The sequence below is a fragment of the Actinosynnema sp. NPDC004786 genome (assembly GCF_053601135.1).
Map to the genome: position 1 here is coordinate 43229 of NZ_JBSGBG010000048.1, position 21840 is coordinate 65068.

At 72.7% G+C, this 21840-nt stretch carries 23 protein-coding genes and 1 pseudogene; 10 read left to right on the top strand and 14 right to left on the bottom strand.

All coding sequences use genetic code 11. The features are described from left to right. Position 1: 1 nt before the first annotated feature. Both ACWEFJ_RS32205 and ACWEFJ_RS32210 read left to right on the top strand, forming a co-directional pair. Positions 2-568, top strand: a complete 567-nt coding sequence (locus ACWEFJ_RS32205) for a TetR/AcrR family transcriptional regulator (RefSeq protein WP_449716049.1) — start codon at positions 2-4, stop codon at positions 566-568. Next, on the top strand, positions 565-2007 hold the full coding sequence (locus tag ACWEFJ_RS32210; RefSeq protein ID WP_449716050.1) for a glycerol-3-phosphate dehydrogenase/oxidase: 1443 nt from the start codon (positions 565-567) through the stop codon (positions 2005-2007). The genes ACWEFJ_RS32205 and ACWEFJ_RS32210 overlap by 4 nt, the downstream gene beginning before the upstream one ends. A gap of 167 nt (positions 2008-2174) precedes the next feature. Here ACWEFJ_RS32210 and ACWEFJ_RS32215 read toward each other — a convergent pair whose 3' ends face one another. The 3 genes from ACWEFJ_RS32215 to ACWEFJ_RS32225 are packed head-to-tail and all read right to left on the bottom strand — an operon-like array spanning position 2175 to position 4596. After that, entirely contained in the window at positions 2175-3830 is a 1656-nt protein-coding gene (locus tag ACWEFJ_RS32215; protein ID WP_449716051.1) for a WXG100 family type VII secretion target, read from the bottom strand. After that, the gene (locus ACWEFJ_RS32220) at positions 3827-4141 is read right to left on the bottom strand and encodes a type VII secretion target (protein WP_378092872.1); all 315 of its coding nucleotides are present in this window, start codon (positions 4139-4141) and stop codon (positions 3827-3829) included. The genes ACWEFJ_RS32215 and ACWEFJ_RS32220 overlap by 4 nt, the downstream gene beginning before the upstream one ends. A gap of 11 nt (positions 4142-4152) precedes the next feature. After that, positions 4153-4596, bottom strand: a complete 444-nt coding sequence (locus ACWEFJ_RS32225) for a YbaB/EbfC family nucleoid-associated protein (RefSeq protein WP_449716052.1) — start codon at positions 4594-4596, stop codon at positions 4153-4155. A 195-nt stretch (positions 4597-4791) separates the two neighbouring features. On the opposite strand from ACWEFJ_RS32225, the gene ACWEFJ_RS32230 reads away from it, so the two are divergent. Genes ACWEFJ_RS32230 through ACWEFJ_RS32240 form a run of 3 tightly spaced genes read left to right on the top strand, consistent with a single transcriptional unit; the run spans position 4792 to position 7185 of the window. Continuing rightward, a complete protein-coding gene (locus ACWEFJ_RS32230) occupies positions 4792-5049 on the top strand; it encodes a helix-turn-helix transcriptional regulator (protein ID WP_378092867.1) in 258 nt (85 codons plus the stop codon). A 28-nt stretch (positions 5050-5077) separates the two neighbouring features. Further along, positions 5078-5989: an ABC transporter ATP-binding protein gene (locus ACWEFJ_RS32235; RefSeq protein ID WP_449716053.1), complete on the top strand. Its 912-nt coding sequence runs from the start codon at positions 5078-5080 to the stop codon at positions 5987-5989. Beyond that, positions 5986-7185, top strand: a complete 1200-nt coding sequence (locus ACWEFJ_RS32240; protein ID WP_449716054.1) for an ABC transporter permease — start codon at positions 5986-5988, stop codon at positions 7183-7185. The genes ACWEFJ_RS32235 and ACWEFJ_RS32240 overlap by 4 nt, the downstream gene beginning before the upstream one ends. On the opposite strand, the pseudogene ACWEFJ_RS32245 reads toward ACWEFJ_RS32240, so the two are convergent. The 4 genes and pseudogenes from ACWEFJ_RS32245 to ACWEFJ_RS32260 all read right to left on the bottom strand — a co-directional run. After that, positions 7181-7324, bottom strand: a pseudogene (locus ACWEFJ_RS32245) (FAD-binding domain-containing protein); the annotation flags it as partial. The gene ACWEFJ_RS32240 and the pseudogene ACWEFJ_RS32245 sit on opposite strands and share 5 nt — an antisense overlap. A 68-nt stretch (positions 7325-7392) precedes the next feature. After that, complete coding sequence (locus tag ACWEFJ_RS32250) at positions 7393-8706, bottom strand: citrate synthase (RefSeq protein ID WP_378092862.1); 1314 nt, start codon at positions 8704-8706, stop codon at positions 7393-7395. A gap of 266 nt (positions 8707-8972) precedes the next feature. Then, complete coding sequence (locus ACWEFJ_RS32255; protein ID WP_449716055.1) at positions 8973-9911, bottom strand: carbohydrate kinase family protein; 939 nt, start codon at positions 9909-9911, stop codon at positions 8973-8975. After that, positions 9908-10504 (bottom strand): TetR/AcrR family transcriptional regulator, encoded by a 597-nt coding sequence (locus ACWEFJ_RS32260; protein WP_378092858.1) that lies wholly within the window; start codon positions 10502-10504, stop codon positions 9908-9910. Before ACWEFJ_RS32260 ends, ACWEFJ_RS32255 begins: the two co-directional genes overlap by 4 nt. Before the next feature lie 89 nt (positions 10505-10593). Between ACWEFJ_RS32260 and ACWEFJ_RS32265 the strand changes: the two genes are divergently transcribed. Next, a complete protein-coding gene (locus ACWEFJ_RS32265) occupies positions 10594-11736 on the top strand; it encodes an acyl-CoA dehydrogenase family protein (protein ID WP_449716056.1) in 1143 nt (380 codons plus the stop codon). Between the two features lie 83 nt (positions 11737-11819). Continuing rightward, entirely contained in the window at positions 11820-12497 is a 678-nt protein-coding gene (locus ACWEFJ_RS32270) for a DUF3800 domain-containing protein (protein ID WP_449716057.1), read from the top strand. A 120-nt stretch (positions 12498-12617) separates the two neighbouring features. On the opposite strand, the gene ACWEFJ_RS32275 is transcribed toward ACWEFJ_RS32270, so the two are convergent. Together ACWEFJ_RS32275 and ACWEFJ_RS32280 are read right to left on the bottom strand one after the other, a co-directional pair. Further along, a complete protein-coding gene (locus ACWEFJ_RS32275; RefSeq protein WP_378092852.1) occupies positions 12618-13811 on the bottom strand; it encodes an amidohydrolase in 1194 nt (397 codons plus the stop codon). 19 nt (positions 13812-13830) lie between these two features. Next, a complete protein-coding gene (locus ACWEFJ_RS32280) occupies positions 13831-14706 on the bottom strand; it encodes an aldose 1-epimerase family protein (protein ID WP_378092850.1) in 876 nt (291 codons plus the stop codon). Between the two features lie 68 nt (positions 14707-14774). On the opposite strand from ACWEFJ_RS32280, the gene ACWEFJ_RS32285 reads away from it, so the two are divergent. Together ACWEFJ_RS32285 and ACWEFJ_RS32290 are read left to right on the top strand one after the other, a co-directional pair. Then, a complete protein-coding gene (locus ACWEFJ_RS32285; protein WP_378092848.1) occupies positions 14775-15329 on the top strand; it encodes a TetR/AcrR family transcriptional regulator in 555 nt (184 codons plus the stop codon). After that, the gene (locus tag ACWEFJ_RS32290; RefSeq protein WP_449716058.1) at positions 15326-16138 is read left to right on the top strand and encodes an MBL fold metallo-hydrolase; all 813 of its coding nucleotides are present in this window, start codon (positions 15326-15328) and stop codon (positions 16136-16138) included. Before ACWEFJ_RS32285 ends, ACWEFJ_RS32290 begins: the two co-directional genes overlap by 4 nt. Before the next feature lie 49 nt (positions 16139-16187). Here the strand turns inward: ACWEFJ_RS32290 and ACWEFJ_RS32295 are convergent, their stop codons facing one another. The 4 genes from ACWEFJ_RS32295 to ACWEFJ_RS32310 form a co-directional block, all read right to left on the bottom strand. After that, positions 16188-17570, bottom strand: coding sequence for an APC family permease (locus tag ACWEFJ_RS32295; RefSeq protein ID WP_449716059.1), 1383 nt, complete (start codon positions 17568-17570; stop codon positions 16188-16190). Positions 17571-17652: 82 nt separating this feature from the next. Continuing rightward, positions 17653-18918, bottom strand: coding sequence for an MFS transporter (locus ACWEFJ_RS32300; RefSeq protein ID WP_378092841.1), 1266 nt, complete (start codon positions 18916-18918; stop codon positions 17653-17655). A gap of 117 nt (positions 18919-19035) precedes the next feature. Continuing rightward, positions 19036-19692 carry a pyridoxamine 5'-phosphate oxidase gene (pdxH, locus tag ACWEFJ_RS32305; protein ID WP_449716060.1) on the bottom strand — a complete coding sequence of 219 codons (657 nt, stop codon included), beginning with the start codon at positions 19690-19692 and terminating at the stop codon, positions 19036-19038. Between the two features lie 170 nt (positions 19693-19862). Then, positions 19863-20600 carry an urease accessory protein UreD gene (locus ACWEFJ_RS32310; RefSeq protein ID WP_449716061.1) on the bottom strand — a complete coding sequence of 246 codons (738 nt, stop codon included), beginning with the start codon at positions 20598-20600 and terminating at the stop codon, positions 19863-19865. A 77-nt stretch (positions 20601-20677) separates the two neighbouring features. Between ACWEFJ_RS32310 and ACWEFJ_RS32315 the strand changes: the two genes are divergently transcribed. Beyond that, positions 20678-21190 carry a DUF4232 domain-containing protein gene (locus ACWEFJ_RS32315; RefSeq protein WP_449716062.1) on the top strand — a complete coding sequence of 171 codons (513 nt, stop codon included), beginning with the start codon at positions 20678-20680 and terminating at the stop codon, positions 21188-21190. Here ACWEFJ_RS32315 and ureG read toward each other — a convergent pair. Then, entirely contained in the window at positions 21160-21840 is a 681-nt protein-coding gene (ureG, locus tag ACWEFJ_RS32320) for an urease accessory protein UreG (protein WP_378092876.1), read from the bottom strand. The two genes, ACWEFJ_RS32315 and ureG, sit on opposite strands and share 31 nt — an antisense overlap.

Here is a 21840-nt window from a genome sequence, read left to right on the forward strand (position 1 = left end):
CATGACGTCCCAACGTCACAGTGATGACGCGCTCCTCGACGCGGCCCGCGACTGCGTGGTCGAGGTCGGCGTGCGCCGCACCACGCTGACGGACATCGCCAAGCGCGCCGGCGTGAGCCGGATGACGCTCTACCGCCGGTTCCCGGACGTGGGCACGCTGGTCAGGACCCTGATGACCAGGGAGTTCACCGCGCTGCTCGGCCGCATCGAGGCGACCGGGGACAACGCCCGGCAGCGGCTCGTGGCGCAGGCCGTCCAGGGCATCCGGCTGCTCGCCGCCGACCCGTTGCTGCGCCGGGTGCTCGACCTGGACGCCGAGCTGATGCTGCCGTACCTGGTGCGGCGGTTGGGCAGCACGCAGAAGCTGGTCGAGGCGTTCCTGCTGGCGCGGGTCGAGGAGGGGCACGCGGACGGCTCGATCCGCCGGGGCTCCGCCGCCGCCCAGGCGCGGCTGGTGCTGCTGACCACGCAGTCGCTGGTGCTGTCGATCGGGCCGGCGACCGCGGACCTGGACTTCGAGGAGCTGCTGGCCGAGCTGGCCACCCACCTCGACGCGGCGCTGTCGTGACCACGTCGCTGAACGCCGCGCGCCGCCGGGCGGACCTCGACCACCTGGCGTCCTCGCGGGTGGACCTGCTGGTGGTGGGCGGCGGGGTGACCGGCGCGGGGGTCGCGCTGGACGCGGCGTCGCGGGGCCTGTCGGTGTGCCTGGTGGAGGCCCGCGACCTGGCGTTCGGCACGTCGCGGTGGTCGAGCAAGCTCGTCCACGGCGGCCTGCGGTACCTGGCGCAGGGCGAGGTGGGGCTCGCGTACGAGAGCGCGGTCGAGCGGGGCATCCTGATGACGCGGACCGCGCCGCACCTGGTGCGGGCGTTGCCGCAGCTCGTGCCGCTGCACGGCCGGTCGCACGACCCGGTCGTGCTCGCCGGGCTGCGCGCGGGCGACGCGCTGCGCCGCCTGGCCCGGACGCCGTCGCGGGTGCTGCCGGGGCCGCGTCGGGTGCCGGCGGTCGAGGCGCTGGCCCTGGCCCCCGGTCTGCGGCGGGCCGGCCTGCGCGGCGGGCTGCTGGGCTTCGACGGGCAGTTGGTCGACGACGCCCGGCTGGTGGTGGCCCTGGCGCGCACGGCGGCCGGGTTCGGCGCGCGGGTGGTCACCCGGGCGCGGGTCACCGCCCTGACCGGGCGCGGCGCGCACGTGGTGGACGAGCTGACCGGGGCGTCGCTGGAGATCGGGGCGCGGGCGGTGGTGAACGCGACCGGGGTGTGGGCGGGGTCGTTGGTCCCGGGCGTGAGGCTGCGGCCGTCCCGCGGTTCGCACCTGGTGCTGTCGGCCGGCGCGGTGGGGCTGTCCGGGACGGCGTTGACCGTGCCCGTGCCGGGAGCCCGCAACCGCTTCGCCCTGGTGCTGCCCCAGCGCGACGGGCGGGTGTACGTGGGGCTGACGGACGAGCCGGTGGACGGGCCGGCGCCCGACGTGCCGACCGTGCCGCGGTCCGATGTGGACTTCCTGCTGGAAGTGGCGTCGTCGGTGCTGGAGCGCCCGTTGACCACTGTGGACGTGCTCGGCGCGTTCGCGGGCCTGCGGCCGTTGCTGGACACCGGCGACGGGCCGAGCGCCGACCTGTCGCGCCGGCACGCCGTGCTGACCGACGGCGGGGTGACCACGGTGGTGGGCGGCAAGCTGACCACGTACCGCCGCATGGCCGCCGACGCCGTGGACGCCACCGGCCTGACCGCGGTCCGCTCCCGGACCGCGAACCTGCCGCTGGTGGGCGCGGGACCGGCCACCGGCCCGCCCGACCTCGTGGCCCGCTACGGCGCGGAGGCCGCCGCGGTGGCCCGGATCGGCGAAGTCGCGTGGGCCGTGCGCCACGAGGGCGCGCTGTCCGCGGACGACGTGCTGGACCGCCGCACCCGCATCGGCCTGGTCCCGGCCGACCGCGCCGCCGCCGAACCCGCCGTCTCCGCCGCCGTGGCCGAGGAACTGGCCGCCCAATCCCACCCCTGACCGTTCAACTCGCCCGACCCGAACGTAGGACACACGCGTTCCGAACGTAGGACACACGCGCGTGTCCTACGTTCACGTCGCGCGTGTCCTACGTTCGGAACACCCGAGTTCAACGGTCAGGACGCGAAGAGGGGCCTCCGCGGTGGAGGCCCCCTCGGGTCGTCAGGTCACTCGCCGATGATCGGCTTCGCCGCCTTCGGCGGCTCCTCGATCAGCGGCTGGCCCTCGATCCGGACCTTGCGCTGGTGGTCCTTGCCGTCGCCGCCCTGGCCGGGCGCGCCCATCATCGGCGCGCCCATCATGCCCATGCCGCCCGCGCCACCGGGACGGCCACCGGCCGCGCCCGCCGCGCCACCGGCGCCCGCGGCCCCGCCCGGACCGCCCGCCGCGCCCAGCACGCCGGACGAGCCACCGGCCTGGAGCGTCGCGCCGCCGCCACCGGCACCGCCGGCGCCACCGCCGCCGAAGCCGCCGCCACCACCGGCGAAGCCACCGCCGCCGCCACCGCCGAAGCCGCCACCGCCACCGGCGGTCGTGGACGGCAGGTCGGCCGCCACCGGCCGCACGGTCGGCATCGGGGGCACGGTCGGCGTGCCGGTGCTACCGGTCGCGTACGTCGTGTCCCGGAACGACGGCGGCGGGGGAACCTGGCCGCCACCGGTCGAACCGCCGGACGGCACCCACCGGCCCGGCTCCCAGTGACCGCCGCCCGTGCCGCCGGACCCACCGGAACCGCCGGACCCGCCCGAACCGCCGCCCGTGCCGACCGACGGCGGACGCGAGACCACCGGGCCGCTCGGCCCGCCGGGGTAGGCGCGGCCCGGGTCGTAACCGCCCGTGCCCGTGCCCGGCCCGTACCCGGTGCCGACCGTCGGCGGACGCGACACCACCGGACCGCTCGCGCCGCCGCCCGCCCCGGAGGACGGGTTCGTGGTGCCGCCGGGGTTGTTGGTGAACCGCTGCTCCGAGTCGCGGCGGACCTGGTCGAGCTGCCGCTCGTCGAGCCCGACCCCGCCCTGCGTCAACCGCGGCCCCGAGCCGCCACCGCCGCCGGAGCCCTTGTTGGACGACGTCATCGCGGTGATCGCCTGCAGGATCTGCTTGGCGGTCTGCGCGATCTGCGCCACCGACTTGATCAGGTCGATCAGCTTCTTGAGCGAGTTGCCGAGCTTCTGCAGGAAGTCGGCGAGCTTCTTGGCGTAGTTGCACGCCATCTGCACGATGTCGGCGATGGCCGCCGCGATGGCCGCGCCGAAGGTCAGGAACGACGCCGCCAGCCACTGGATGATCTTCATGACCATCTCGGACACGGCCTGGCTGATCAGGTCCATGATGGTCTTGCGCACGGTGGCGACCAGTTCGCCCGCGCCCTTGGCCGCCCGCGAGATGCCCTGCGTGGCCTTGGACAGCGTCTCCAGCCCGGCCGCGTGCTTCTTGCTCGCCGCCCGGTAGCCGTCGGCCGAACGGCCGCGCCAGGTCCGCGTCTCCTCCACCGACGTGCGGCGGTAGTCGGCGACGATGCCCTCGATCTGCTTGGCCGCCGAGGCCCAGCTGTCGGACATCTTCTGGATCGCCTGCGGGTTGCCCAGCAGCGCGTCGAACGGCTCGCGCAGGAAGTCGACGTGCTGCATGGCCCAGCTGAACCCGGCGGACAGGAAGCCCGACAGCGGGTTGCTGGCCAGCCCGACGATGCCCATGGCCGTGTTGGCCATGCCGAGCCCGGCCTGGACCCAGTCGCCCCGCTCGACCGCCGCGACGGTGCCCTGCACGTCGCCGATCAGGTGCGAGGGGTCGCGCCCCTGGGTGGTGGCTTGCGCGCTCATCCGCGTGCCCTTCCGCTGAAGCCGAACGCGTTGTCGAGGTCGACGTTCTCGTAGAGGTCGGCGACCTCACGCAGGCCCTGGCACATGTCGGCGACGGTCTCCGTGGCTTGGCCGAGGATGTCCTGGGACGAGCCCGCGGTCTTGAGCAGGAACTGCGCCAGGAACGAACCGAACACGCCGAAGGCGTCGGTCGAGAGCGACGGGTCGGCGGTCTGGGTGGCCGCGAGCATCCGCTGCGTCAGCTGGTCGACCGTTCCAGCGTGCGCCCGGATCTCGTCCGGGTTCACGTTGAACGAGACGAACATGGTCATCTACCCCCTGCTCAGGCCATGACATCGGGTGGGTTGGTGAAGTAGTCGTCGTCGGGCCTGGTGTCTCGACGCTGCAGCTCCGGCTCCGGTTCCACCGCGTCCGTGCCGTCACCCGAATAGCCGTTGGGCATCTTCGACTTCACGAACTCCAGCGCGGGGCTGTCGCCGACGAACTCGGTCATGATCTCGACCACCCGGCCCGCGGCGGCGCGCTGCGCCTGCGCCACGGCGGTCATGATCGCGCCGGAGATCCGCTCCGGGTCCTCGCCGCGCAGCTGCGGGCGCAGGATCAGGTCGGTCAACGCGCCCGAGGCGTTGACCGTCACGGTGATCAGGCCGTCGGGCGACGTGGCGCTGCCGCCGACGCTCCCGAGCTGCGTCTCCGCCTGCGCGGCGTTCCGCTTGGCCTGCTCGATCTTCTCTCCGTACTGCGCGAGCCACTGGTCCGGCTCCATGGTCACCCCTCACGGCAACGGGGCTTGCGGCCCTTACTGCGCAATTCGACCCGTCCACCCTCGATTCGGTTCCGGCCGACGTATCGTTTCACCGAATCGTGATTTCCGGGCGCGCCACCGGCGGATACCGCCGTTCGGCCCATTCCGCGGATCGTTTGCTTGCCGATGCGTTGGGTTTTCGCAACACTTCGTGCCATGAGTCCGGCGCGCCGGGGCCGGGGCGGCCCCATCCACAACCGGATCGGTGTGCTCCGGGTCGAACGCGGGTTGACCAGGGCCGGGTTGGCCGAGGCCGTGGAGGTCAACCCCCAGACGATCGGCGCGCTGGAGCGGGGCGACCACTACCCCAGCCTCGACCTCGCGCTGCGGATCTGCGACGTGTTCGGCCTGCCGGTCGAGGCGGTGTTCAGCCGCACGCCGTTCAAGCCGCTGTCGACCCAGCTGTACGGCTAGCACACCGTCCGCGACAGGAGGAGAGCACGTGGCACAGGGAGTGCTGGAGATCGACGGGGTCTCCAAGCGCTACGGGGACGTCGTCGCGCTGGACGGGATGACCTTCGACGTGCGGGCGGGCGAGCTGTTCGGGTTCGTCGGCAGCAACGGCGCGGGCAAGACCACCACCATGCGCATCGCCCTCGGCGTGCTCGCGGCGGACTCGGGGCAGGTGCGGTGGAACGGCGCGCCGGTCACCTTCGAGACCCGCCGCCGGATCGGGTACATGCCCGAGGAACGCGGCCTCTACCCGAAGATGAAGGTGCTCGACCAGCTCGTCTACCTGGCCGAGCTGCACGGCCTGCCGACCAACGCCGCGCACCGCTCGGCGGAGGACTGGATCGGCCGCCTCGGCCTGCGCGAGCGCCGCCACGACGAGGTGCAGAAGCTCAGCCTCGGCAACCAGCAGCGCGTGCAGCTCGCCGCGGCGCTGGTGCACGAGCCGGAGGTGCTGGTGCTGGACGAGCCGTTCTCCGGCCTGGACCCGGTCGCGGTGGACGTGATGAGCCAGGTGCTGCGGGAGAAGGCGGCGACCGGCGTGCCGGTGGTGTTCTCCAGCCACCAGCTCGACCTGGTGGAGCGGCTGTGCGACCGGGTCGGCATCGTGCGCCGCGGCCGGCTGGTCGCCTGCGGCCCGGTGGACGAGCTGCGCGCGGGCAGCGGCGGCACGTTGGTGGTGGACGCGCCGCTCGCCGCCGCGGGGTGGGCCGACGACCTGCCGGGCGTGCGGGCGGCCCGCACGTCGGCCGGCCGCACGGTGCTCGACATCGCGCCGGACGTGGACGACCAGGCGGTGCTGCGCGCCGCCCTGGCCACCGGACCGGTGCACGAGTTCTCCCGGCAGCGGCCGTCGCTGACCGAGTTGTTCCGCAGCGTGGTGACCGAGGAGTCCGCCGGATGAACAGCCTCACCCCCGGCCGGGCGGTGTTCCTCGTCTCGCGCCGCGAGTTCCTGGGCCGGGTCCGCGCCAAGTCGTTCGTGTGGGGCACGGTGGCGATCGTCGCCGTGATGGCCGGGTACGTGCTGCTCCAGACCCTGCTGTTCGACGACGTGGGCCGCTCCCGCGTCGCGTTGAGCGGGCAGGCGACCGTGCTCGCGGAGCCGTTGCGGCAGACCGCCCGGTCGTTCGGCCGCGAGGTGGAGACGGTCGACGTGCCGGACCCGGCGGCGGCCGAGGCGCAGGTGCGCTCGGGCGAGTTCGACGCCCTGGTCAGCGGCGCGGCGGACGACCTGCGCGTGGTGGTGAAGGAGTCGCTGGGCGAGGACCTGCGCAACTCGATCGACCTGCTGGTCAAGCAGCAGGTGCTCGACGCGCAGCTGGCGGAGGCGGGCCTGGACCCGGCGGTGGTGGCGCGCAACGTCGAACGCGCGGGCGTGCAGGTGGTGGCGCTGGAGCCGGGCGACGAGCAGCGCGGCCAGCGGATCGTGATCGGCCTGGTGATCGCGGCGCTGCTGTACTACTCGCTCGTCGTCTACGGGATGATGGTGGCCCAGGGCGTGGTGGAGGAGAAGTCCAGCCGGGTGGTCGAGATCCTGCTGGCGACGCTGCGGCCGTGGCACCTGCTGCTGGGCAAGGTCGTCGGCCTGGGCGCGGTGGGGTTGCTGCAACTGCTGCTGGTCGGCGTCGTCGGCCTCGTGCTGGCGGCGGTGTCCGGGGTGCTGGACGCCTCGGCCGTGGCCGGTGGCGCGCTGGCCGCCGGCGCGCTGTGGTACCTGATCGGGTTCCTGCTGTACGCCACGGTGTTCGCGGCCGCCGCGGCGCTGGTGTCGCGGCAGGAGGAGCTGCAGGCGGTGGTGACGCCGATCACCATGTCGATCGTGGTCGGGTTCGTGGTGGGCGTCAACCTGCTGATCGGCGACCCGACCGGGACGCCGGCGGCCGTGCTGTCCCTGCTGCCGCCGTTCGCGCCCGTGCTGATGCCGGTGCGGATGGCGATGGGGCTCGCGCCGGCGTGGCAGGTGCTGCTGGCGGTCGTGCTCGCGCTCCTCGCGGTGGCGGGGATCGCCCGGCTGGGCGGCACGGTGTACGCGAACGCGGTCCTGCGCACGGGCGCGCGTGTGCGGCTGCGGGACGCTTTGCGCCGGGCCAACCCTTGACCTCGGCGTAGCGGACGAGCGCTTCGCGGCGCTCGTCCGCGTGGTCGACGACCGGGTCGCGCGGCCGGTGGACGGCCCGGCCGGCGACGTCGCGCAGCTCCGGGACGTACCGGCGCACGTAGTCGCCCTGGGGGTCCCACGACGGCCGGGCCCACGACAAAGGCCCGCCCCCGGACGTCGGGTGCGGGCCTTCGGTGGGACCTGTGGTCAGCGCTGGTCGATCGGCACGAAGGCGCGCTCCGGCGAGCCGACGTAGACCTGCCGCGGCCGGCCGATCTTCGTGGCCGGGTCGTTGATCATCTCGCGCCAGTGCGCGATCCAGCCGGGCAGCCGGCCCAGGGCGAACAGCACGGTGAAGAACTTCGTCGGGAAGCCCATCGCGCGGTAGATCAGGCCGGTGTAGAAGTCGACGTTCGGGTACAGCTTCCGCTCGACGAAGTAGTCGTCGGCGAGCGCGGTCTCCTCCAGCGACTTGGCGATGTCGAGCAGCTCGTCGGACGCGCCGAGCTTGCCGAGGATCTCGTCCGCCGTCTTCTTGATGATCGCGGCGCGCGGGTCGTAGTTCTTGTAGACCCGGTGGCCGAAGCCCATCAGGCGGACGCCGTCCTCCTTGTTCTTGACCTTCTTCACGAACGCGGCGACGTCACCGCCCTCGCGCCGGATCTTCTCCAGCATCTCCAGCACGGCGGAGTTCGCGCCGCCGTGCAGCGGGCCGAACAGCGCGTTGATGCCGGCCGAGATGGACGCGAACAGGTTCGCCTCCGACGAGCCGACCAGCCGCACGGTCGACGTGGAGCAGTTCTGCTCGTGGTCGGCGTGCAGCACGAACAGCAGGTCGAGCGCCCGCACCAGGTCGGGGTCGACGTCGTAGGGCTCGGCCGGGAAGCCGAACGTCATGCGCAGGAAGTTGTCCACCAGACCCAGGGAGTTGTCCGGGTACAGGAACGGCTGGCCCACGGACTTCTTGTAGGCGTAGGCCGCGATGGTGGGCACCTTGGCCAGCAGGCGGATCGTGGAGATCTCGACCTGGTTGGCGTCGAAGGGGCTGAGGCTGTCCTGGTAGAACGTCGACAGCGCGGAGACCGCCGAGGACAGCACGGGCATGGGGTGGGCGTCACGCGGGAAGCCGTCGAAGAACCGTTTCAGGTCCTCGTGCAGCAACGTGTGCCGGCTGATCTTGGAGGAGAACTCCTCCAGCTGGGCCTGGGTCGGCAGCTCGCCGTAGATCAGCAGGTAGCTGACCTCGAGGAAGTTCGACTTCTCGGCGAGCTGCTCGATCGGGTAGCCGCGGTAGCGCAGGATGCCCGCGTCACCGTCGATGTAGGTGATCTCGGAGGAGCAGGAGGCGGTGTTGACGAATCCGCTGTCCAGGGTGACCAGGCCGGTGGTGGCCAGCAGCTTGCCGAGATCGACACCGGGCGCACCCTCGGTGGCCGGTACTACCTTCATCTCGTGCTCTCCGCCCGGATGGCGCAGCGCGACGGTACCGGTGTCGATGGGCGCAATCGTCGCGTCGGGCATGCAGAGTCCCTCTCACGCTAGGCGGGGTGGCTCATGCGGGTCTCGCACGCACGTGCGCGGGCGTGGGATCGCCCCGCACCGCAGCACCACCCCGTTGGGGTCCTGTCAGTTCTCCCACGCTAGTCAGAGGACGACCCCAGCACAGCCGCGGTGTGAACCGATTCTGCGAGGTGGGACCGGCATCACATCCGGATGCATGGGTGGCTAGCGTGCATCCACCACCGTAGCCCTTCGGGGCTGTTTCTCCACCTCAAGAGGGGTGAGAGCTAGGTCATCTCCAGCTCGGCGGCGAACGGCGGCTCGGCGCCGGCGCGGGAGCACGTGACGGCCGCCGCGGCGCCCGCGTAGGCCAGCGCCCGACGCCACGCGTCGGCGTCCAGACCGCGGACAGCCTCGGCGGACAGGGCGTCGTGCGCGTGCAGCCAGGCGAGCAGCGCGCCCTGCACGGTGTCGCCCGCGCCGATCGTGTCGACCACGTCCACGGGCGTGGGTGGGACGCGGATCACGTCGCCGGCGCCGGTCAGCACGGCCAGCCCGTCCCCGCCGCGGGTGAGCACGACGGCGGCCGGCCCGGCGCCGCGCCAGTCGCGCGCGACCTCCAGCACGTCGTCCTCGGGCGCGTCGTCGGGCAGCTCCGCGAGCCACCGCGCGTCCTCGACGGACACCTTCAGCAGGCCGACGTGCGGCAGCCACGAGTCGTACCGGTCGCGGTAGGCCATCGGGTCGTGGATGAGGCCCGCGCGGATGTTCGGGTCGAGCACGGTGAGCGCGCCGCGCTCGGCCTCCCGCCACAGCACCCGCTCGTAGGTGCTCGCGCCCGGCTCCAGGACCAGCGACAACGTGCCGAACGACACCGCCCTGGCGCCGGCGGGCAGCGGGCCGGGGTCGGTCACCTGGCGGTCCGCCGTGCCCTCGACGTAGAAGGAGTAGCGCGCCGAGCCGTCCTCGGCCAGGCCCACCACGGCCAGCGTCGTCGGCTGGTCGCCGCGCTGGACCAGGTCCGTGCGCACGTTCGAGGCGTGCAGGCGCTCGATGAGCCGGTCGCCGAACAGGTCCGACGACACCCGGGACAGGAAGCCCACGGGCGCGCCGAGCCGGCCCGCGGCCACGGCCACGTTGTACGGCCCGCCGCCCAGCCTCGGCGCGAGGTCCCCCGAGGGCGTGGGCACCAGGTCGACCAGCGCCTCACCGGCAACGACGATCACGACTGGCTCCGTTCTCTGCGCAACCCGTCCAGCAGCAGTTCACCCAGCGCGGTGAACGCCTCGGCGTCCGACACACCCGCGCGCCGGGGCAGCACACCGGTCTGGATGCTCTCGATGAGCAGACCGGCCATCTCGGCGATCAGCGTCGCGTGCACGTCCCGGAAGACCCCGTCGCGCACGCCCTCCTGGATGAACTCGCGGATCCGCTCGGCGGCGGCGCGGGCGTTGCGCTCGTAGGTCGCGCGCGTGGGGCCGAACGCGGAGACGTCCGCGATGAACCGGTCGGACGCCCGCCGCAGCTCCTCGGCCGCGCCGGCCAGGTAGGTGCCGACCCGCGCCCGGACGTCGCCGACCTCGGCGATGCGCTGCTCGATGCGCTCGGCCGCACCCTTGAAGTACCGGCCGACGACCTTGACGGCGAGCTGCTCCTTGCTCGCGGCCAGCGCGTACAGGGTGGACTTCGAGCAGTGCAGGCGGGCGGCGAGGTCGTCCAGGGTGAAGTGCGCGAACCCCTCGTCGAGCACCAACGCCTCCAGCCGGCCCAGCAGCTCCTCCTGCCGGGGCGTCAGCCTTCTGCGCGCGATCGAGGTCATAGGCGGCAACTCTGTCACAACGCCTGGCTCCAGTACTGGAGTACGTCCTACAGTACTGGGAAGAGTACCCCGTGACCCGGAGGTCGACGATGCCCGCCGAGCGCCTGCTGCCCACGACCGAGGCCGAGGACCTGCTCGCCCTGGTCCGCGAGATCGCCCGCGAGGAGCTGGCCCCGCACGCCGCCGAGGCGGAGGAGCACGAGCGGTTCCCGCGCGACAAGTTCCGGCTGCTCGGCAAGACCGGGTTGCTGGGGCTGCCGTACCCGGAGCGGTTCGGGGGCGGCGGGCAGCCGTACGAGGTGTACCTCCAGGCGTTGGAGGAGGTCGCGTCGGCGTGGATGTCGGTCGGCGTCGGGCTGTCGGTGCACGTCATGTCCACCTACGCGCTGGCGACGTTCGGCACGGAGGAGCAGAAGGCGCGGTGGCTGCCGGACGCGGTGGCGGGCGACCTCCTGGGCGGGTACGCGTTGTCGGAGTCGCACGCCGGCTCGGACGCGGGCGCGTTGTCGACCCGTGCGGTGCGCGACGGCGACCGGTACGTGGTCAACGGCACGAAGGCGTGGATCACGCACGCCGGGGTGGCCGACTTCTACACGTTGATGGCGCGCACGTCGGACACCGGCGGCAAGGGCGTCAGCTGCTTCTTCGCGCCGGGGCGCGGTGAAGGGCTCAGCGCGGCCAAGCCGGAGCGGAAGATGGGGCTGACGGGGTCGATCACCGCGCAGCTGTCGTTCGACGGCGTGCGGCTGGACGCGGACCGGCTGATCGGGGCCGAGGGCGACGGCCTGCGCATCGCACTGTCCGCTTTGGACTCGGGCCGGCTCGGCATCGCCGCGTGCGGCGTGGGCCTGGCGCAGGCGGCGCTGGACGAGGCCGTGGCGTACGCGAAGCAGCGCACCCAGTTCGGCCGGGCGATCATCGACTTCCAGGGCCTGGAGTTCCTGCTGGCCGACATGGCCGCGGCGGTGGAGTCGGCGCGGGCCACGTACCTGGAGGCGGCCCGCCGCCGCGACCGCGGCCTCCCGTTCCGCCGCCAGGCGGCGATCGCCAAGCTGGTCTGCACGGACACCGCGATGAAGGTGACGACGGACGCCGTGCAGGTGCTGGGCGGCGCCGGCTACACCCGCGACTTCCCGGTGGAGCGCTACCTGCGCGAGGCCAAGGTGCTCCAGATCTTCGAGGGCACGAACCAGATCCAACGCCTCGTCATCGGCCGCACCCTCCGCGCCTGACCGGAACGGGACCGCCGGGGCGGGAAGTCGCTTGCCGCAGCCGGACGTCACCCTGTGTGGCGGACGCTCTACGGTTCGCGGTCGTGAGCGGAGTGCGCCTGTTCTACCTGGACGACTCGGGGGCCCAGTCCTCCGGGATCGTCGTCTTCGGTTGGGTCGAGCTGCCGGTCGCCTGCTGGCGGCCGGCGTTGCGGTCGTGGCTGGACTGGCGCAAGGCGCTCCACGACGCGGTCGGGCTGCCGGCCAGTTACGAACTGCACGCGACGAAGTTCGCGAACGGGCGCGGCCGCCCGACGAAGACCGACTGGGACCACAGCAAGGGCAACCGGTCCGCGGTGATGGCGGAGGCGCTGAGGACCGTCGCGAGCCTGCCGGGGGTGAGCACGGGCGCGGTGTTCCGCGACACGAAGGGCACCAACTACTCCGACGCCAAGGCCACCGCCTACGCCGACCTGGTGGTGATGATCGACGTGCGGCTGGCCGACACCGGGCAGCACGGCTTCGTCGTCATGGACGGCGACGGGAGCGACCCGTCCTACCGCCAGGCGCACCGCAGCCTGCGCCTGGCCACCCGCAACCTGGTCGAGGACCCGTTCTTCCAGGGTTCCCACCTGAGCCAGTGGGTGCAGATCGCCGACCTGGTGGCCTACGCGGCCTACCAGGCCGTGCTGCGCGCGCCGGGCAAGGAGCCGATGTGGGACTGGTACTCCGACCTGCTCGGCCCGGCCTGCGTCCACGGCGGCCGGCCGCGGGAGATCTGACCGGACCGGGCGGGACGTGCCCCGAAAAGAAGCTGGACCCGCTTCCCCACGGGAGTGGGACGGGTCCGCGCCTTGAGCCTAGCAGGTCCCGGCCACACCGGCCGGGACCGACCGATCACGTCAGGATTCGGTGTAGAAGGGGTTCGTGACGATTTCCTCGCCGTCCTCGAAGCGGTAGACCTCGCGGCCCTCCACGAAGACCTTCAGGGCGCGGCTCATCACGTCCAGCGGGTCGCCCGACCAGATCACCACGTCGCCGTCCAGGCCCGGCCGCAGGGAGCCGACCCGGTCGTCCAGTCCCATGATCGCGGCCGGGTTGGTGGTGATCGACTCCAGGCCCACCCGCGGGTCCAGCCCCTCCTTCACCGCCAGCGTCACCTGGTGCACGAGGAAGTGGATCGGCACGACCGGGTGGTCCGTGGTGATCGCGATCCGCACCCCGGCCCGCGCCAGGATGCCCGGGTTGCGCAACGACCGGTTGCGCACCTCGACCTTGGACCGCGACGTGAACAGCGGCCCGATGATCACCGGCACCTCGCGTTCCGCCAGCAGGTCCGCGATCAGGTGACCCTCGGTCCCGTGGTTGACGATGAGCCGGTAGCCGAACTCGTCCGCCAGCCGCAACGCCGTCGCGATGTCGTCCGCGCGGTGGCAGTGCTGGCACCACGGCAGCTCCCCCGACAGCACCTTCGCCAGCACCTCGGACGTGGTGTCCCGCTCGAACGCGCCCTGCGCCTCGTCCCGCCTGGCCACGTAGTCCTGCGCCTTGGTGAACGCGTCCCGGATCACCGCGGCCACGCCCTGGCGCGTGGACGGCAGCTTCTTCTGGTCCCCGTACACCCGCTTCGGGTTCTCGCCGAGCGCGCTCTTCACGCTGACGGGGTTGCGCAGCAGCATCTCGTCGGCCGTGCGCCCCCAGCACTTCACCGCCACGGTCTGGCCGCCGATCACGTTGCCCGACCCGGGCTTGACCACGGCCGTCGTGACGCCGCCGGCCAGGGCGTCGGCGAAGCCCTGGTCGGCGGCGTTGATCGCGTCCAACGCGCGCAGCCGCGCCCCGTTGGGGTCGGTCATCTCGTTGGTGTCCTGCCCGGCCCAGCCCTCGCCCTCCTCGTGCACGCCGAGGTGGCCGTGGGCCTCCACGAACCCGGGCAGCACCCAGCCGCCCGCCGCGTCCACGACGCGGACGCCCTCCGGCACCTCGACGTCCGCGCCGACCGCGACGATCTTCCCGTCCTGGATCAGGACCGTGCCGCCCTCGATCGGCTCTCCGGCGACCGGGACGACGTACCCACCCGTGATGGCGACGTTCATAGTTAGCGACGCTAACGGCCTACGCCAACGGGCGCAAACCCCACCGGCCGGCCCACGACTCGCCCGGCTCCAGCCACAGCAGGTCCACCCCGCTGTTCAGCGCGTCCGGCGGGCACGTCATGGGCTCGATCGCCACCGCGCGCCCCCGGCCGGGGAAGTCGTCCGGCGTGTAGACCTGCACCCACTTGAAGTCCGGGTCCGCCCACAGCTCGACGCCGCCCGCCGGGCCCTTCAGCACGTGCCGCACCAGCCCGTCCACCGGCACGCAGCCGCCGAACGCGGTGTCCAGCTTCACGCCCGCCAGCAGCCGCGCCACCCGGAAGTCGTAGTCGGTGCCCTCGACCGGGTACGCCGGGGCGTTCGGGATCATGGTCTGCGGGTCCACGGGCAGCACGGTCGTGGCGGCCAGCGACAGCGACGTCTCGTCCGTCGCGGACGCGCCGGCCCGCGGGTACGGGTGCGTGCCCACCCCGAACGGGGTGCGCTTGTCCCCCACGTTGGTGACGCCGTGCGACACGGTCAGGCCGTTCTCGTCCAGCGCGTACGTGATGGTGGTGCGCAGCTCGACGGGCCAGCCCTGGCCGGCCACCGGGGTCTCCAGCGAGACCAGCGAGCCGGTGTGCTCCACGGTGCTCCAGATCGCCCGGCGCACCAGGCCGTGGATGGCGTTGCCGCGGGCGGGCTCGCCGATCTCCAGGCGCTGCTCCTCGCCGTCGAGCGTCCACCTGCCACCCGCCGTGCGGTTGGGCCACGGCACCAGCACCGCGCCGCTGCCCATGGGCGGTTCGTCGTCGTACGTCTCCACGTACGGCACGCCGCCGACCTCGTAGGACTTCAGTCCCGCACCCTCGGGTGCGATGACGGCGCGTGCCGCGCCGTGGGCGATCTCCAGCATGGATCAGGAGCGTATCCGAGGGGCACTCCCCTTGACGTTCTTACTAGACCGGTCTCTATAGTAAAACCATGCCACGACGGACCGACACCCGCGAACGCATGGTGCGCACGGCCGCCGACCTCTTCCGGGCGCAGGGCTACCACGCGACGGGCGTGAACCAGGTGCTCAGCGAGGGCGGCGCGCCCAAGGGCTCGCTCTACTTCCACTTCCCGGGCGGCAAGGAGCAGTTGGCGGTCGAGGCGGTGGCGCTGGCCGGCCGGGACCTCGGCGACGCGCTGACCGCCGTGCTCGCCGCCGAACCGGACCCGGCCGAGGCGCTGTCCCGGGCCCTGGACCTGCTCGGCCGCGAGCTGCTCGGTTCGGGCTTCCGCAGCGGGTGCCCGATCGCCACGGTGGCGTTGGACGCGGCGGCGGACAGCGAGCCGATCCGGGTGGCCTGCGAGGACGTCTACGCGTCCTGGCAGCGGGTCATCGCCGCGCACGTCGGCGACGACGACCTGGCGACCGTCGTGCTGGCCGCCATCGAGGGCGCGCTCCTGCTCGCCCGCACCCGCCGTTCGCTCGATCCCCTGCACGCCGTCGGCGCCCGGCTGGGCGCCCTCCTGGGAAGGCCGAGACCGTGAAGGCGCACCACCTGAACTGCGGCACCATGCGCCCGTTCGGCGGGAGGCTCGTGACCGGCGAGGGCTCGTACCTCCGCGCCGCCGAGCTGGTCTGCCACGTCCTGCTGCTGGAGACCGACGACGGCCTGGTGCTGGTCGACACCGGTCTCGGGCTGGGCGACGTGCGCCGTCCCGACGAGACGCTGATGCGCCGGTGGCGGCTGATGAGCAGGCCCGTGCTGGACGAGGCGGAGACCGCGGTGCGGCGGGTGGAGGCGCTGGGGTTCGCCGCGTCGGACGTCACCGACGTCGTGCTCACCCACCTGGACCTCGACCACGGCGGCGGGCTGCGCGACTTCCCGCACGCGCGCGTGCACCTGTCGGCGGAGGAGCTGGCGGCGGCGACGCGTCCGGGCAGGACGGGCAACGACCGCGTCCGCTACCCCGACGGGCAGTGGCGCCACGGGCCGCGGTGGGCGCCGCACGAGGCGACCGGTGACGAGTGGTTCGGCTTCTCCGGGGTGCGCGAGGTGCGGCCGGACGTGCTGCTGGTGCCGTTGTTCGGGCACACGCTCGGGCACACCGGCGTGGCGGTGCGGCTCGGCGACCGGTGGCTGCTGCACGCGGGCGACTCGTTCTTCTTCCGCGGCGAGCTGGACCCGCGGCCGCACTGCCCGCCCGCGTTGACCTACATGCAGGGCCGGATGGAGGCCGTGCGCGAGCTGCGGCTGGCCAACCAGGACCGGTTGCGGGAGCTGGTGCGCGAGCACGGCGACTCGGTGGACGTGGTCAACGCCCACGACCCGGTCCTGCTGCGCCGGCACGCCTGACCGGAGGGCTCCCGGGGCCGCCCGCCGGCGCGGCGGCCCCGGGCCCGCGTCACTTGGACAGCCCGGCCGGGTCGAACTCGACCTTGCCGTGCACGAACCGGTTGACGACCCAGAGCACCACGCCGGCCGCGAGCAGGTACAGCGCGATCTCGTAGTCCGCCGCCGCCCGGCCCGACAGCGGGCTGGCCAGGTAGGCGCACGTGATCGCGCCCAGCACCGGCACCCAGGTCGGCGCGCGGAAGTGCTCGTGCTCCGCCTTGTCCTTGCGCAGCACCAGGACGGCGATGTTGACGATGGTGAAGACGACGAGCAGGAGCAGCGCCGTCGTGCCGCCGAGCTTCGCGATGTCGGTGGTGGAGACCAGGATGATCGCGACGCCGGACGTGAAGACGATCGAGATCCACGGCGTGCGGCGGAACGGGTGCACGGTGCCGAACACCTTCGGGATGATCCGCTCGTTCGCCATGCCGTAGACCAGCCGGCTCGCCATCAGCATGTTGATCAACGCCGAGTTGATGACCGCGAACAGGCCGATCAGCGAGAACACCCACAGCGGGAAGCCGGGCGCGCCGACCTGCACGACCTTCAGCAGCGCCGAGGAGCCGGCCTTCGACAGCTCGTCGGCCGGGATGAGCAGCGACGACGTGATCGCGACCAGCACGTAGATGGTCGCCGCGATCACCATGCCCCACAGCATCGCGCGCGGGAAGACGCGGACCGGGTCGCGGGTCTCCTCGGCCATGTTCACCGAGTCCTCGAACCCGACCATCGCGAAGAACGCCAACGCCGTCGCCGACGTGATCGCGACGAGCGCGCTCTGGTCCGGCGCCGGGTCGACCTGGGTCAGCCTGCTCGCGTCGCCGTCGCCCGCGAGGACCGCGTAGACGCCGATCGCGATGATGATCAGCAGGCCGGACAGCTCGATGCACGTCAGCACGACGTTCGCCTTGACCGACTCCGAGACGCCCCGGAAGTTGATCACCGCCAGGCCGACGATGAACAGGATGGCGACCAGGGTCGCGGACACGGTGAACGTGTCGGAGAAGAACTGCTTGATGACGGACTGGAGGTACGTGCGGCCGAAGGCGAGCGCGGCCGAGGACGCCGACGTGATGCCCGAGCTCATCACCGCGAACGCCACCATGAACGTGAGGAACTGGATCTTGAAAGCGCGGTTGGTGTACAGCGCCGCGCCGGCCGCTTTGGGGTACTTGCCGACCAGTTCGAGGTAGCTGAACGCGGTCAGGAACGCCACCACGAACGCGATCAGGAAGGGCACCCACAGCGCCCCGCCGATCTTGCCGGCGACGTTGCCCGTGAGCGCGTAGATGCCCGTGCCGAGGATGTCGCCGACCACGAAGAACAGCAGCAGCTTCGGGCCGATGGCCCGCTTCAGTTCCGGCTGCGCCGGTGCGCTCGTCGGTTCCGTCATGCCGAGTGAGTGTGCCGGATCACAGTTGCCGCGGGTAGTCGGATCGGCACGGCTTGGGCAAGCCTTGAGGTTCGGCCGGCGGTCAGCCGGGCAGTTCGGCGGTGTCCGGCTTGAAGCGGTAGTGCCTGATCGCCGGGATGGCCACCACCGCCAGCGCCGTGCCGACCACGACCAGCACGCCGCCCAGCGCGGTCGCGGCGCCGGCGCCGAGGGCCGCGCCCCCGGTGCCGTGCAGCAGGTCGGCCAACCTCGGCCCGCCCGCCACCACCACGATGAACACGCCCTGCATCCGGCCGCGCATGTCGTCCGTCGCGGCGGACTGGAGGATCGCGCTGCGGAACACCATGCTGATCATGTCGGCCGCGCCGCCGATCGCCAGGAACACCACGGCGAGCCACAGCGCGTGCGCCAGGCCGAACCCGATCATCGCCACGCCCCACGCCACGACCGCGACCACGACGCCCACGCCGTGCCGCGTCACGCGCGACGTCCAGCCCGACGTGAGGCCGCACAGCATCGCGCCGAGCGGGATCGCCGCGAACAGCAGGCCGAGCGCCAACCCGCCGCCCGCCGGGTCGCCGAACGTCTTCTCGGCCATCTCCGGGAACAACGCCCGGGGCATGCCGAAGACCATCGCGATGATGTCCAGCAGGAAGCTCGCCAGGAGGATCTTCTGCACCGCGAGGTACCGGAACCCGTCGACCACGTCCCGCAACCCGGCCCGCCGCGACGTGCCGCTCAACGGCGGCAGCGGCGGCAGCTTCCACACCGCCCAGATCGTCAGCGTCAGCGCGACGGCGTCCACCAGGTACAACGTCGACAGGCCCACCACGGGCATCAACGCGCCCGCGAGCATGGGGCCGAACACGCCGCCGAACATCATCACCGTGGAGCCGAGCGCCGTGGCGGCCGGGATCTGGTCGGCGGGCACGAGCCGGGCGATGGACGCGGTGCGGGCGGGCGCGTTGGCGGCGAAGAAGACCTGTTGCAGGCCGAGCAGGGCGATCACCAGCCACACCGAGTCGACGTGCAGCGCGGCCTGCCCCCACAGCAGCACGGACGTCACCGCGATGCCGGTGTTGGTGACCACGAGCAGCTTGCGCCGGTCCACGACGTCCGCGATCGCGCCGCCGTAGAGGCCGAAGACGAGCAACGGCACCAGCGCCACGCCCGCCGACACGCCGACCCAGCCCGACGACCCGGTGAGGTCGTACACCTGCTTCGGCACGGCGACCGCGGTCAACTGGCTGCCGATGGCCGTGACGATGGTCGAGAGCCACAAGCGCCGGTACGCGACGACCTTGAGCGGCCGCGTGTCGATGGCGATCTTCCCCAGCACCTTCCGCACGGTCGTTAGCGTACGGCAACTAACAACCTGGTCAGCGAGACTTCGGCCACCCGCGACGCCCGGACGCGGACGAGCCCCGCGGCGCGGGGCCGCGGGGCTCGTCGGACGGGAACGGGGCTACGGCGCGATGCGCTGGATCTCCCAGCCGTCGCGGCCCAGGCGGAAGCGCAGGCGGTCGTGCATGCGGTCGCGGCGGCCCTGCCAGAACTCGACCTCCTCCGGGCGGATGCGCCAGCCGCCCCAGTGGGGCGGCACCGGTACCCGGTCGGCGTCGGCGAACTGGCGCTCGACCTTGTTCAGCGCGCTCTCCAAAGTGGATCGCCCGCCGACCACCCGGGACTGCGGCGACGCCCACGCGCCGAGCTGGGAGCCGCGCGGGCGGCCCTCCCAGTAGCGCGCGGTCTCGGCGGGGCCGACCTTCTCGACCGTGCCGCGCACGTGGGCCTGCCGCTGGATGGCGAACCACGGGAACGTGGCCGAGGCGTACCGGGTCGCCATCAGGTCGTGGCTCTTGGCCGAGGTGTAGTTGGTGAAGAACACCAGCCCCCGCTCGTCCAGGCCCTTCGCCAGCACCGTCCGGGACGACGGGCGGCCCTGCGGGTCGGAGGTCGCCAGGACCATGGCGTTCGGCTCCGGCAGGCCCGCGCCCGCCGCCTGGTCCAGCCACAGCTGGAGCTGCTCGTGCCAACTGCCCGCGAGGTCACTCTCTGTGAGCGAGCCTTGTTCGTAGGACACGCGCATCGACGGCAACGCGATGTTCGCGGTCTCCGACATCCCGACCTCCCGGAGCTTGCTTTCGACCTGGCCAAGAGCTTGTGGCACCTGGTGATCCCGCGACCGTACGGCTTTCACGGCCGGGGCGAAACCGCCCGCACGGTGATGACCGCCACCCGATCCGTGACTTTCGGTGTGACCCCGACCTCGGAATCGAGAACGTGATCGAATCAGAACGCGCCGGTGCCGGGATGCCGCGCGCGTGCCTCGTCGAGCGCGCGCTCCACGGTCACCGCGTCGTCGGCGATCGCGGTGGACAGGCTGCCGCCGCGCGCCAGCGGCACCAGCGACCACCACGGCTCCGAGACCGCTCCCGGCAGGTCCTCGCCCCAGCACAGCAACTCCGTGCCGAACACGCGCCGACCCGCCAGCCCCGCCGGGCTCGTGTCCACTTCGGGCGTTCCCAGCCGGGAAGTCTGTTTCACCAGCGGGCCGTTCCGCCGGACGTCGAGCGTCGTGGTGAGCGAACCGCCCCGCTCGTTCGACCGACCCAGCACGACGACGTCGCGTGCGCGCAACCGGGCGCCGTCGCCCATCCGTGCGCGGAACACCGCCTCGTGGCACGCACGCGCCGTCACGACGGTCGGTTCCGGCGAGTACACCAGCGACCCGCCGTCGGCCACCTCCACGTCCACCACCGCGCGGCTGCCGCCGGGGTGCCGGCCGGGCAGCACGAGCGTGGCCGCCACCCCGCGCAGCTCCAGCGACGCCCCCGGCCCGACCGTCACCCGCAGCTCCAGGTCGTCGCCGCCCAGCGGGGCCGTGACCGCGCTGACCAGGTGCACGACCGCCGGCGCGGCGGGCCCGCCGCGCGGCACCAGCCGCAGCGGGGCCATGGACGCCAGCTCGCGCACCACCGTTCGCCCTTTCGGGTCGCGTTCCACGACCAGGCGAGCCCGCGCCCTCACCGGGGCAACCCCTGTGACCCCCGGCACGTCCTCTCATCGGGTGGAACCGCCACCCGCGAATCTCGGGGGAGATCGTGATGAGGAGAGTTCTCGCCACCGCCGCGGTCGTCGCGGCGATGGTCGGCACCGGGGGAGTCGCCGTCGCGCAGGAGGCGGGCGCGCAAGCCGCCACGTGCCGGTCGGTGGACCTGGACGTCGCGTTCGGCCGCGTGGAGGGCGCGGCGGGCACGGTGTACCGGGAAGTCGTGTTCACCAACCGGGGCCTGGGCGCGTGCGTTCTGCGCGGCTTCCCGGGCGTGTCCTATGTGGACTCCAGTGGTGGGCGGGTCGGCGCGGCGGCCGTGCGCGTCGGCGAGCGCGGACCGCTGCTGACCCTGCCGCACGGCGCGGCGGCCGTCTCGGACGTGGGCTTCGCCCGGGTCGACAACTTCGACCCGGACGTGTGCCGGAAGACGCCCGTGTGGGGTGTCCGCGTGTACCCGCCGGACGAGACCACGCCGCTGTACCTGGCCATGTCGGACCAGTACGGCTGCGCGGGCGACGTGAGCGCGTTCGGTGCTCAACTGACCGTCGCGAGCGTCCGGAGCTGAGCGCGCACCCAGTCGGCCACCGCGGGGGCGTCCGGTGTGTCCACAAGGGACTGTGTGATCACCGGTAGCCCCCCGCGCATCCGGTGGGCGTCGGCCGTCATGACACCGAGGTCGGCGCCCACCATCGGCGCGAGGTCGGTCTTGTTGATCACGAGCAGGTCGGCCGTGGTCACGCCGGGACCGCCCTTGCGCGGCACCTTGTCGCCGCCCGCCACGTCCACCACGAAGATCTGCCGGTCCACCAGGCCGCGGCTGAACACCGCGGTGAGGTTGTCGCCGCCGCTCTCGATGATCACCAGCTCCAGGCCGTGGACCCGGTGCTCCAGCAGCTCCACCGCGTCGAGGTTCGCGGTGATGTCGTCGCGGATCGCGGTGTGCGGGCACGCGCCGGTCTGCACGGCCTCGATCCGCTCGACGTCCAGCACCCCGGCGGCGCGCAGGAAGTCGGCGTCCTCGGTGGTGTAGATGTCGTTGGTCACGACGGCGAGGTTCACGCTGCCGCCCAGCGCCCGGCACAGCGCGGCGGTCAGGGCGGTCTTGCCGCTGCCGACCGGGCCGCCGATGCCGATGCGCACCGCGCGGTGCGCGTGGTCGTGGGGGTGGTGCGGGTCGTGGCCCGCGTCGGTGGGGTCGAAGTTCACCGGGTGCAC